The organism is Collinsella sp. TF06-26, assembly GCF_002232035.1.
Lineage (GTDB): Bacteria > Actinomycetota > Coriobacteriia > Coriobacteriales > Coriobacteriaceae > Collinsella.
Map to the genome: position 1 here is coordinate 57,858 of NZ_NKXR01000004.1, position 12,938 is coordinate 70,795.

Below are 12,938 nucleotides of genomic sequence, written 5' to 3' on the forward strand. Positions count from 1 at the left end.
GTTCCTTACCTTAACTTACCAACGATAGTGAGAGAACGCGCGGTTGGCCTCGGCCATCTTGAAGACGTCCTCACGCTTCTTGACGGAAGCGCCCAGGCCGTTGGAGGCGTCGAGGATCTCGTTGGCGAGACGCTCGGCCATGGTCTTCTCCTTGCGAGCGCGGGAGAAGTTGACGATCCAGCGGATACCCAGAGCGGTGGAACGACGGGAGTTGACCTCCATCGGGACCTGATAGGTAGCGCCACCGACACGCTTGGGCTTAACCTCGAGCGTGGGCTTGACGTTGTCCATAGCCTTCTTGAAGGTAGCGAGAGCGTCGCCACCCTCGGACTTCTCGGCAACGATCTCGAAAGCGGTGTAAACGATGCGCTCAGCGGTGGCCTTCTTGCCGTCAAGAAGGACCTTGTTGATGAGCTGAGTCACCAGGCGGTTGTTGTAAACGGCGTCAGGCTGAACCTCACGACGATTAGCTGCTGCACGACGCGGCATGTGAAATCTCCTTAAGTGTCTACCGTGCGGCGCTCAAGGCGGCACACGGCGAAAGTATCAAAACGTTATCTAGCTTATTTAGCCTTGGGGCGCTTAGCACCGTACTTGGAACGGGCCTGCATACGGTTCTGGACCGGAGCAGCGTCGTAGGCGCCACGGATGACGTGATAACGGACACCAGGGAGGTCACGGACACGACCGCCGCGGACGAGCACGATGGAGTGCTCCTGCAGGTTGTGGCCCTCACCCGGGATGTAAGCAGTAACTTCGATGCCGTTGACAAGGCGAACACGGGCAACCTTACGAAGAGCCGAGTTCGGCTTCTTGGGGCTCGTGGTGAAGACGCGGGTGCACACGCCGCGCTTCTGGGAGTTGTGCTGCAGAGCAGCGTTCTTGGACTTCTTGGGCACGGAACGACGGCCCTGGCGAACCAGCTGGTTAATAGTAGGCAAAGCGTACTCCTTCTCGAATGATTCCAGCTCTCTGTAAAGTGCAACGGCTTGAATCGAGGGGTCAGCATCCCCCTACGAAACACGCAGTTCGATAGGATACGTGGCGTTAGCTGTGCCGTCAACAGACCACGCCGCCGGGCGTATCCCAAAATAGCTATATTTCCGCAAAGCCTCCATAAAAGGAATCCCCGCCTGTGCGCAAGTGCCCATTCCAGCCGTCCATGTAACGCAAAATAGGCCGCTTCCCCTCTTGGGAAGCGGCCTAGACCTTACGAATAGACGATGGTAAAGGGTACTTTCGTTTCGGTCTCCCCCGTTGATGTGTACCTCGCGCCCTCGAGGGTTACCGAGACCACTTGGTCGACATCAATCAACTTCGTTGGCACCCAAATGTTCTCTCCGCTATTGCGTCCCATCGAAACATAGAAATTGTACGCCCCTGCGTCGTCATCTTCGATAATCTGCTCTGACCCATCCTTGTAGGTGACGGTCAGTTTATGATCAACTGCTTCATAGCCCAGATCATCGATGTGCGTCTGGATGGAAAACGGACTGATCTCGAGAGGCGAGTCATCGGAGCGGAGTTCTTTTGTATCGACGTGCGCTCCGACGTTAAACTCTGGCGTCGATACCTCGATCACCTTCGCATCCTCACCTTTGCCCTCCGTCCAACTGATATTCCAGGTGACCGCATGTCGTAAATCTCGATCGCGATTCCAAGATGCAAAGTACATCGTGCCGTTAATGACCGTGTCGCTTGATGTGTCTTTATCAATGGTGCAGCGTGTATCAGCCCATTCCTCGCCGAAGTTCATGCTGGGTGTACTGACGCCCCCTTCTTCTTCACCATAGAGAACAAGTTCGCCAAGCTCTGCCGCCGGCTTGTAGTAGTTAACGCCATTCGGATTGGACAATGTAAACGTCACAGCACCGCAACCGTTCTCGTCGATTGCCATCTCATGAATGTCGAGCGTATAGCCGTTGCCCTCGACGGACAGATTGACCTTCTGGACTGCGCCCTCCAGGCTTTGGGGCGCGATACCATCACCAAACTCTCTGGTGTAGGTATATTTCGTCCCCGACGAGCCGCCATTTGTCCAGGTAACGGACTCTCCGTTGCCATGGTTTCCCCAGGCAGAGGCAAAATAACTGGAATTGACAACAGCGTAGGCGACCCCTCCGGTCGCCAGCACTCCGGCAAGACATCCGATTACGGCAACATACAGAGGCTTCGCGTGACCCTTTCGGCGAAGCGGCTCGCCAGCAGCGGCATAAAGAACACGGTCAGCAAGATCGCTATCGGCTTGGACGGACTCGAAGGCCTGCTTGATCTGGTTGGATTTCACGGTCGCCCTCCTCTAGGATGAACTTGAGCTTCGATCTGCCGCGAGCTAAACGCGTTCGAACGGTCGCGGCTGGCACATGCAGTAACTCGGCAATTTCTGAAGTCGAGAAGCCCAGATAGTAATAGAGCACGATAGGAATACGGAATCGCTCCGGAAGTCGCATAACGTCTGACAGGACCGCCTTGGTCTCCTCCTGCGCCGTCGAAAGCGAATCGGCCAGATTCTCAATATCCTCCACGCGCCTCCACGGCTTTCGAAAGAGAGATTTACATTCATTGATCGTGACCCGGATAAGCCATCGACGAAGATGCTCCCAGTTTTCAAATTGCGCGTCGTTTTTGAGCAACTTAAGAAAGACGTCTTGAGCGACATCGTCGGCGTCAGCGCGATCACGCAGATACGTCAATGCGATCCGAAACACGACATCCCGGTGGTCTTCGACCGCCTGTCTAAAAGCTTGTTCTTCCATAATCACCTCCCGGTGACATTAATGGTTCTCGATGAGGCCCTCACCATAGATACGCTCTTGTCGGGCGAAATGTTTCAAATTCAAGCATGAAAAACCGACCAAAATAAACCTGTCCCTTTTTGGCAAGGGATCAACGGAACGCAACAGGTTGAGCATACGCAAGCGAGCGGCCCCCAGAGCGTACAAGGTGGCATGAAAAAGGCAGGGCATTGACCTTTTGGTCATGCCCTGCCTTTTGAATGACAGATTGTAGCTCTGGGGGCCGCGCAGCGACGGAGGTCGCCGCCGTTCGTTAGAACGGCGGAACTAATTACTCCTCGTCGTTGTCCTTGGCCTCTTCGGCGTCGTCGGTGTCCACGAGCTGGTTGAGCAGCTCGTCGAGGGACGCCATGTCCTCGTTGATCGCGCCGTTGGCGGGAGCCTTCTTGTCGTCGATCGGGGCGCCCAGGAGCTCCTCGTCGGCGTCGGCGTGATGCGTCGGAGCGGAGGTACCCAGCAGGATATCGTCCGGACCGTCGGGGCTAAAGACCATCTGCAGCAGCTGCGAGAGGTCTTCCTCGTCGGCAACGTCGTCGTTGTTCTCGAGGATGTAGAGCAGGTCGTGGGCCTCCAGGCCGTCACGGAGCTCCTCGATCGCCTTGGCACCGATACCATCGATGCGCAGCAGATCCTCCTCGGACTTGCCGACCAGGTCGCCGACCGTCTCGATGCCGACCTCGCTGAACTTGTTGGTCCAACGCTGCGACACGCCCAGGTCGTCGAACAGGTACAGGCGAGCCTTCTCGGCGGAGATGGTATGGCCGTTGCGGGTGAACGAACCGTCAGCACCACCGAACTCGTCGTAGCCGGCCCAGTCGAGCTGCTGCGGGAGCTGCTCGTCCAGATCCTTGAGTTCAACCGGAGCCCACTCGGGCAGCGACTTGGCGTTGGGCGAAGCCGGACCGTCGATGTCGACATAGCCGTCGGCCGTGCGATACGTCAACTTGGCGTTGGCATACGGCTTAAGGCCGGTACCAGCAGGGATCTTCTTACCGACGATGACGTTGGACTTAAGGTCGAGCAGGTGGTCGACCTTGCCCTCGATGGCAGCCTCGGTAAGGACGCCGGCGGTACGGATGAACGAAGCGCTCGACAGCCAAGAGTCGATGTTGGACGCGACCTTGAGCGTACCCAGGATGACGGGCTCGGCCACGGGAGCCTGACCGCCCAGACGGGCAACGCGCTCGACCTCGTCAGCGAACTCGTAGCGGTCGACGTACTGACCAAGCAGGTACTTGGAGTCGCCGGGGTTGGTGATCTGAACGCGACGCAGCATCTGACGTGCGAGCACCTCGATGTGCTTGTCGTTCAGGTCGACGCCTTGGCTTGTGTAGACGTCCTTGACGCTCTCGACGAAGGTGTGCATCGTCGACTCGATGTCGGTCAGCTTGCGCAGGTTGCGGAAGTTGACGAAGCCCTTGGTGATCTGGTCGCCGGCGCGAACCTCGCAGCCGTCCTCGATCTCGGGCATAAAGCGCACCGATGCGGGGACGCGACGCTCGTCGAGGACGCGGGTGTGATCCTCGGAGTCGGTGAGCGTCAGCACGTACTCGGACTTCTCGGGCTTAATCGAGAGGTGGCCGGAGTACGGAGCCAGCTCGGCCTCGCGACCCAGAATCTTCTCGTTGACGTTGCCGACGATATCGAACATACGGCTGACCGTAGGCAGACCCTGCGTAATATCGTCGACGCCAGCGACGCCGCCGGAGTGAATGGTACGCATCGTAAGCTGCGTACCGGGCTCGCCGATGGACTGGGCGGCAATAATGCCGACGGCAGTACCGATGGCGACCGGACGACGGGTGGAAAGATCCCAGCCGTAGCACTTCTGGCACACGCCGTACTTGGAGCGGCAGGTGAGCAGTGCGCGAAGCTTGACCTTCTTGAGGCCGGCATCGACCATCTTCTGGATGTCGGCGACCTTCTCGATGTAGCCGTCCTGCTCAAAGAGCACGGTGCCATCGGGGGCCACGACGTCCTCGATGAAGCAACGGCCGACGAGGTCGGTGTTGAGGTCGGTGGTGCCGGGGATGATGAGGTTGTAGGTGACGCCCTCGTGCGTACCGCAGTCCTCCTCGCGGACGATGACGTCCTGGGCCACGTCGACCAGACGACGGGTCAGGTAACCAGAGTCCGAGGTGTGGGATGCGGTATCGACCAGGCCCTTACGGGCGCCGTAGGTCGAAATGAAGTACTCGAGCGGCAGCAGGCCCTCGCGGAAGTTCGCCTTAATGGGAAGGTCGATCGTCTCGCCGGACATGTCTGCCATCAGGCCACGCATGCCGCCGAGCTGACGCAGCTGGGTCTTAGAACCACGGGCGCCGGAGTCGGCCATCATGTAGAGCGGGTTCTCCTCGTCGAACAAGTCGAGCATGAGCGCTGCGACCTTATCGGTACAAGCGGTCCACTCGTTAACGACTTCGATGTGGCGCTCCGTCTCGTTGATGAAGCCCTCCTCGAAGTACTCGTTGATCTGGTCGACGTTGGCCTGGGCGCGATCGAGCAGCTCCTGCTTCTCGGCAGGGATGAGAGCGTCCCACACCGAGATGGTGAGGCCGGCGCGGGTAGCGTAGTGGAAGCCGGAGTACTTGATGGCGTCGAGGATCGGACCGACCTTGGCCTCGGGGTAACGATCGCAGCAGTCCGCAACCAGCTTGGCCACGTCGCCCTTGACCATCTTGTAGTTCATGAACTCATAGTCTTCGGGCAGGCACTGGCGGTTGAAGATGATGCGGCCGATAGAGGTCTCGAAGCGCGCGGTCTTGTTGCCGGTGACGTCGTAGTCGACGAACTCGTTCTTGCCGTTCTTGACGCGGAAGATACGGGTGCCGTCCTCGTTGATGACATTGGCGTCGGCAGCGGACACGCGGACCTGAATCTTGGCCTGCATGTCGACCTCGGAGCGGCAGTCATAGGCGTGCAGCGCGTCGTCGAAGCTGGCGAACACGTGGTTCTCGCCCGGCAGACCGGCGCGGACCTGGGTCAGGTAGTACACACCGATGATCATGTCCTGCGAGGGGATGTTGACCGGCTTGCCGGATGCCGGCGAGCGCAGGTTGTTCGCAGAGAGCATGAGCACGCGGGCCTCGGCCTGAGCCTGGCTGGACAGCGGCACGTGGACAGACATCTGGTCGCCGTCGAAGTCGGCGTTGAAGGGCGAGCAGACCAGCGGGTGCAGGTGGATAGCCTTGCCCTCGACCAGCACCGGCTCAAAGGCCTGGATGGACAGACGGTGCAGGGTCGGTGCACGGTTGAGCAGCACGACGCGGCCGTCGATGACCTCTTCGAGGATGTCCCACACAAAGGTGGCACCACGGTCGATAGCGCGCTTGGCGCCCTTGATGTTCTCGACCTTGCCAAGCTCGACCAAGCGCTTCATGACGAAGGGCTTGAAGAGCTCCAGCGCCATGGTCTTGGGCAGACCACACTGGTGCAGCAGCAGCTTGGGGTCGGTAACGATTACCGAACGGCCGGAGTAGTCGACACGCTTGCCCAGCAGGTTCTGACGGAAACGACCCTGCTTGCCCTTGAGGGCCTCGGCGAGCGACTTGAGCGGGCGACCGCCACGGCCAGAGACCGGGCGACCACGACGGCCGTTGTCGAACAGGGCGTCCACGGACTCCTGGAGCATGCGCTTCTCGTTGTTCACGATGATCGCAGGGGCGTCCAGGTCGAGCAGGCGCTTGAGTCGGTTGTTACGGTTGATCACGCGACGGTACAGGTCGTTGAGGTCGGACGCGGCGAAGCGGCCGCCGTCGAGCTGGACCATCGGGCGCAGATCGGGCGGAATGACCGGGATGACGTCCAGGATCATGTTCGCGGGGCTGTTGCCGCCCTTCAGGAAGGCGTCAACGACCTCGAGGCGCTTGACGGCCTTCTCGCGCTTCTGCTTCTGGGAGTCCTCGTCGGCGATGATGGCCTTGAGCTTCTCGGCCTCGGAGGGGAGGTCGATGGCAGCGAGCAGGTCGCGGACGGCCTCGGCACCCATGCCACCCTTGAAGTACATGGAGTAGTAGCGGGTCATCTCGCGGAACAGCGGCTCATCGGAGATGAGGTCGCGCTCGGTGAGCTTCATGAAGGCGTTGAAGGCGTCCGTGCGGAGCTGCTTCTCGTCCTTGCACTCTTCCTCGATGTCGACGATGCCAGAGGCGATCTCCTCGGGGGTCAGCGGCTCCTCGTCGGAGAACTCGTCAAAGTTCTCGGGGTCGCCCTGCTCCTTGAGGGACTCGATCTGGCGGGCGCATTCGGCATCGATCTCTTCCAGATCGGCGGCGAGCTCCTCGCGCAGGTCGTCGGCGTCGGCCTCGCGGGCCTCGTAGTCAACCTCGGTGATGATGTAGCTGGCAAAGTACAGAACCTTCTCGAGGTCCTTGGACTTGATGTCGAGCATACGGCTCATCGGGAAGCTCGTGGGGCTCTTGAAGTACCAGATGTGGGACACGGGAGCAGCGAGCTCGATGTGGCCCATGCGGTCGCGACGCACCTTGGCCGAGGTTACCTCGACGCCGCAGCGCTCGCAGACGATGCCCTTAAAGCGGATGCCCTTGTACTTGCCGCAGGAGCACTCCCAGTCCTTGGCGGGACCGAAGATCTTCTCGCAGAACAGGCCGTCCTTCTCGGGCTTGAGGGTACGGTAATTGATGGTCTCCGGCTTCTTGACCTCGCCGTGCGACCAGGAACGGATCTGGTCGGCGGAGGCAAGGGAGATCTTTACCGAGTCAAAATCAGTAGCTTCGAAATCTGCCACAGTCAACTACTCCTTATCAGTGGTCGTGGCGGCGACAGCCTCGGGTGCCTCGGCGGTCTCGGCATCCTCGGCCTCGACGTCGGCGTCAACGCCGGCGAGCGCAGCCAGGTCGTCGAGAGCGGAGGTCTCCTCGGCGGTCACAGGGGCGGAGGCGTCCTCGTCGGCATCGTGCATGGGCTCGATGTCCAGTGCGAGGGAGCGGATCTCCTTGACGAGAACCTTGAAGGACTCGGGGATACCCGGGACAGGAACGTTCTCGCCCTTGACGATGGACTCGTAGGTCTTGACACGGCCCACGGTATCGTCGGACTTGACGGTCAGGATCTCCTGCAGGACGTTGGAAGCACCGTAAGCGTACAGTGCCCAAACTTCCATCTCACCGAAGCGCTGGCCGCCGAACTGAGCCTTGCCGCCCAGCGGCTGCTGGGTAACCAGGCTGTAAGGGCCGGTCGAACGGGCGTGGATCTTGTCGTCGACCATGTGGCCGAGCTTGAGGATGTAGGACGTACCCACGGTAATGGGCTCGCGGAACTCCTCGCCGGTGCGGCCGTCGAACAGGCGGGTCTTGCCGCGCTCGTCAAGCTGGGTGACGAACTCGGGGCGCATGTGATCGCCAAAGGCAGCGGTGGCCTTGTTGAGCATGTTCTTGTTGGCGCGACGGATGACCTCGGCGATCTCGTCCTCCTTGGCGCCGTCGAAGACGGGCGTCGCGGTGAAGAACGGACCGGGGACATACTTGTCGGAGTCGGCATCCTCGGTATCCCAACCGCAGGCAGCAGCCCAGCCAAGGTGGCACTCGAGCAGCTGGCCGACGTTCATACGCGAAGGAACGCCCAGCGGGTTGAGGATAACGTCGATCGGGGTACCGTCAGCCATGTAGGGCATGTCCTCGACCGGCAGAACGTTACAAATAACACCCTTGTTGCCGTGGCGGCCGGCGATCTTATCGCCCTGCTGGATCTTACGACGCTGGGCGACGTAGACGCGCACCTGCTCGTTGACGCCGGGGGCCAGGTCGTCGCCGTTCTCGCGGCTAAAGCGGACGACGTCGATGACGCGGCCGTAAGCGCCGTGAGGCATCTTAAGGGAGGTGTCGCGAACGTCGTGGGCCTTGGCACCGAAGATGGCGCGCAGCAGGCGCTCCTCGGCGGTCAGAGCGCTCTCGCCCTTAGGCGTGACCTTGCCGACCAGGATGTCGCCAGGGCCGACCTCGGCGCCAATGCGGATGATGCCGTCCTCGTCGAGGTTGGCAAGCATGTCCTCGGAGAGGTTCGGAATCTCGCGAGTGATCTCCTCGGGGCCGAGCTTGGTGTCGCGGGCGTCGATCTCGTGACGGGTGATGTTGATGGTCGTCAGCAGGTCCTCGGCCACCAGGCGCTCGGACACGACGATACCGTCCTCGTAGTTAAAGCCTTCCCACGGCATGTATGCCACAGTGAGGTTCTGGCCCAGTGCGAGCTCGCCGTGATCGGTCGAAGGACCGTCGGCCAGAGGCTCGCCCTGCTCAACGGTGTCACCGACGCGCACGAGCGGACGGTGGTTGATGCAGGTGGACTGGTTGGAACGCTGGTACTTGGCCAGGTGATACTCGTCCATGCCGCCGGCATGCTTGACGATGATCTTGGCGGCGTCGGCAAAGATGACCTCGCCGGCGTTCTTGGCCAGGGTGACCTCGCCGGAGTCCAGGGCGGCGCGACGCTCCATGCCGGTACCGACATAGGGAGCGGCAGGGTGAACCAGCGGCACGGCCTGACGCTGCATGTTGGCGCCCATGAGCGTACGCTTGGCGTCGTCGTGCTCAAGGAACGGGATCAGCGTGGCTGCGACGGAGAGCATCTGGCGCGGCGAGACGTCCATGTAGTCGACATCCTCGACAGGCACGTCGGCGGGAGCGCCGAAGGAGCCGTCGAAGTCGCGGGTACGGGCGATCACGGTGTGCGGACGGACGATCTTGCCCTCGGCATCGGTCGTGATGAACTCGTTGGTCTTGGGATCGAGCGGCGTGTTGGCCGGCGCGATGACGTGCTTCTCTTCCTCGTCAGCGGTCATCCAGTCGATCTGGTCGGTGGCAACGCCGTTCTCGACGCGGCGGAACGGAGCCTCGATGAAGCCGTACTCGTTGACGCGGGCGTAGAGGGCGAGCGAGCCGATCAGGCCGATGTTGGGGCCTTCGGGGGTCTCGATCGGGCACATGCGGCTGTAGTGCGAGTTATGAACGTCGCGGACGGCCGTCGGCACGTTGGTGCGGCGGCTGGAACCCGACTTGTGGCCGGCAAGACCGCCAGGGCCGAGTGCGGACAGACGGCGCTTGTGGGTCAGACCGGTCAGGGGGTTCGCCTGGTCCATGAACTGCGAGAGCTGCGAGGAACCGAAGAACTCCTTGATGGAGGCCACGATCGGACGGATGTTGATGAGCGACTGCGGGGTGATCTCGTCGATGTCCTGGGAGCTCATGCGCTCACGGACGACGCGCTCCATACGGCTCATGCCGATACGGAACTGGTTGGCGACGAGCTCGCCGACGGTGCGAATGCGGCGGTTGCCAAAGTGGTCGATGTCGTCGACCTTGAAGCCCTGCTCGCCGGCAGCGAGGGACAACAGGTAGCGCAGCGTCGCGACGATATCCTCGTCGGTGAGCACCGTGACCTCTTCCTCGGTGGTGAGGTTGAGCTTCTTGTTGACCTTGTAACGACCGACGCGGGCCAGGTCGTAGCGCTGCGGGTTGAAGAGCAGACCCTCGAGCAGGCTGCGGGAAGCGTCCACGGTGGGAGGCTCGCCCGGGCGCAGACGACGGTAGATCTCGATGAGGGCATCCTCGCGGGTAAGGGCGGTGTCGCGCTCCAGGGTGCGCTTGATCACATCGGAGTTGCCGAGCAGCTCGATGATGTCGTCGTTGGTGACGGCGATGCCAAGGGCGCGCAGGAACATCGTGGCGCTCTGCTTGCGCTTACGGTCGATGGAGACCATGAGCTGGTCGCGCTTGTCGACCTCAAACTCAAGCCAGGCACCGCGGGACGGGATAATCTGGGCCTTGTAGATCTGCTTGCCCGAATCCATCTCGGAGCTGTAGTACACGCCCGGGGAGCGGACGAGCTGCGAGACGACGATACGCTCGGTACCGTTGATGATGAAGGTACCCTGATCGGTCATCATGGGGAAGTCGCCCATGAAGACGAGCTGCTCCTTGATCTCGCCGGTCTCCTTGTTGGTGAGACGGACGTCGGTCAGAAGCGGAGCCTGATAGGTCATATCCTTCTCGCGGCACTCCTCGACGGTGTGCGCGGGGTCGCCAAACTGATGCTCGCCGAAGGTAACCTCGAGAACATGGTTCTGGCTCTGGATGGGGCTGGATTCCTTGAACGCCTCACGAAGGCCCTCGTCCTTAAAACGCTCAAAGGATTCCCTTTGAACAGAGATAAGGTTGGGGAGCTCCATGGCCTCCGGGATTTTCCCGAAGCTGACGCGCTTGCGCTCAGTGGCAGTGTATGCGTAGGTCACCAGGTTTTTCCTCCTTCACGGAAATGCTCGGTGGGTTGGCGAGGCATAGCTTCGCCAGTTATCGCAACCTAATAGTTTATCAGGTACCGACCGTTGGGCAAGAAAAGCCTTGACGCGATTGAGTTTTTGGAGTAGCAAAGTTTTTCGACAGAAAACACGCAGGTAGATGTATGTGTATCGAACATCTGTTCATATATTTTCTGTGAACAGAGAGCCGGCAATCGCAGCTCTTATAAAAAACGGGCGCGAACCGAGGTCCACGCCCGTAAATGTCGGTGCCCGAAGGCTTACTTGCGCATCAATCCGCCGCGCTCGTCGATGGCGTCCCAGAAGGCGCTGGCAAAGCGAGGATCGCTTGCGGCCATGAGGGCGTTGGTGGCCATCCAGCCAGACGGGGTACCAGTGTCGTAGCCCGAGAGCGGATCGATGACGACAGCGTACATGGCCTCGCGGTCGAGCGAACGTGCCATGGCGTCGGTCAGCTGAATCTCGCCGCCCTTACCGGCCTGCTGATCGGCCAGCAGGTCCATGACCAGCGGGCTCAGCAGGTAGCGACCGACGATGTACAGGTTGGACGGAGCCGCCTCGGGAGCGGGCTTCTCCACCAGGCCGCCGATGCGCCACACGGCACCCGGCTCGGCATCGGCAACGCCCTCGGCGCCCTCGAGCGAACCGACGCGCTCGCCGGCGATAACGCCATAGCGGCTGACTTCCTCGGGCGAGCAAGCAGCGACGGCGATAACCGAAGCGCCACCGTGCTCCTTGGAAACGGCGAGCATCTTGTCGCAGATGTCGCGGTTAGGCACAACGTAGTCGCCCAGAAGAACCAGGAAGTTCTCCCCTGCCACGGCGTCGGCAGCAGAGCGGATAGCATGGCCGAGGCCCTTGGGCTCGTACTGATAACGGAAGTCGACCGGCATACCGCCAGCATGGGCGACGGCATCGGCATAGGCATTCTTGCCGCGCTCGCGCAGCAGGTTCTCGAGCGAGCGATCGGGCTGGAAGTAGCTCAGCAGCTCGGGCTTACCGGGAGAGGTAACGATGATGGCGTCGTCGACCTCCTCGGGGTCGAGTGCCTCCTCAACGACATACTGAATGACCGGCTTGTCGAGCACCGGCAACATCTCTTTGGGCGTGCACTTAGTGCCAGGCAGAAAACGCGTGCCAAGACCGGCGGCGGGGATGATTGCCTTCATGTTATTCAAGGATCCTTTCGCAGGCGCAGAATGCGCCCTATGCGTGCGGCACGGCGGCCGCAGACCAAATTGCGATACCGAAGTATCTTACCGCCGAAGACATACGTCGCCGTAAGGCAAGCACCATTCTTCAGCAGGTCAACGCAAATTATTGCTCGAATGGTGCAATTTTACGCCCCAGCGGTAACGAGATTGGCACGGCGAAGACAACGGTGTTCTGCGTGCCGAGCAATGGGAATGAGGGGTCATAACAAAAAAGACGGGGCTCGCAATGCGAACCCCGTCTGCAAAGAAATCTGGCGAGAAAGCCTGATTACTTGAGGGTGACAGCAGCGCCAGCAGCCTCGAGCTTCTCCTTGGCAGCCTCGGCGTCCTCCTTCTTGGCACCCTCGAGAACAGCCTTGGGAGCGCCCTCGACGACCTCCTTGGCCTCCTTCAGGCCAAGGTTGGTGAGCTCACGGACGGCCTTGATGACCTGGATCTTGTTGTCGCCGAAGCCCTCGAGCACGACGTCAAACTCGGTCTTCTCCTCGGCCTCAGCAGCGCCAGCAGCGGGAGCGGCGACAACAGCGGCAGGAGCAGCAGCGGAAACGCCGAAGGTGTCCTCGATAGCCTTGACGAGCTCGGAAGCCTCGAGAAGGGTCATTTCCTTAAGAGCATCGATGATCTCATCGGTGGTAAGCTTAGCCATTTCTAAGTCCT

The 12,938-nt window shown here is 60.8% G+C and carries 8 protein-coding genes; all 8 read right to left on the reverse strand.

Translation table 11 applies throughout. The annotated features are described in order from the left end of the window. Positions 1-15: 15 nt before the first annotated feature. Positions 16-489, reverse strand: a complete 474-nt coding sequence (gene rpsG, locus CHY22_RS03735; RefSeq protein ID WP_006235013.1) for a 30S ribosomal protein S7 — start codon at positions 487-489, stop codon at positions 16-18. Between the two features lie 74 nt (positions 490-563). Next, entirely contained in the window at positions 564-941 is a 378-nt protein-coding gene (rpsL, locus tag CHY22_RS03740; protein WP_006235012.1) for a 30S ribosomal protein S12, read from the reverse strand. A gap of 269 nt (positions 942-1,210) precedes the next feature. Next, complete coding sequence (locus tag CHY22_RS03745) at positions 1,211-2,287, reverse strand: DUF4179 domain-containing protein (protein WP_089572495.1); 1,077 nt, start codon at positions 2,285-2,287, stop codon at positions 1,211-1,213. After that, complete coding sequence (locus CHY22_RS03750; RefSeq protein ID WP_168170420.1) at positions 2,238-2,756, reverse strand: RNA polymerase sigma factor; 519 nt, start codon at positions 2,754-2,756, stop codon at positions 2,238-2,240. Before CHY22_RS03750 ends, CHY22_RS03745 begins: the two co-directional genes overlap by 50 nt. A 310-nt stretch (positions 2,757-3,066) precedes the next feature. Next, complete coding sequence (locus tag CHY22_RS03760) at positions 3,067-7,542, reverse strand: DNA-directed RNA polymerase subunit beta' (RefSeq protein ID WP_199408719.1); 4,476 nt, start codon at positions 7,540-7,542, stop codon at positions 3,067-3,069. Positions 7,543-7,548: 6 nt separating this feature from the next. Beyond that, a complete protein-coding gene (locus tag CHY22_RS03765) occupies positions 7,549-11,040 on the reverse strand; it encodes a DNA-directed RNA polymerase subunit beta (protein ID WP_199408718.1) in 3,492 nt (1,163 codons plus the stop codon). Positions 11,041-11,327: 287 nt separating this feature from the next. Further along, positions 11,328-12,236, reverse strand: coding sequence for a UTP--glucose-1-phosphate uridylyltransferase (locus CHY22_RS03770; protein ID WP_089572499.1), 909 nt, complete (start codon positions 12,234-12,236; stop codon positions 11,328-11,330). Between the two features lie 313 nt (positions 12,237-12,549). Beyond that, entirely contained in the window at positions 12,550-12,927 is a 378-nt protein-coding gene (gene rplL, locus CHY22_RS03775) for a 50S ribosomal protein L7/L12 (RefSeq protein ID WP_006235005.1), read from the reverse strand. Positions 12,928-12,938 lie beyond the last annotated feature (11 nt).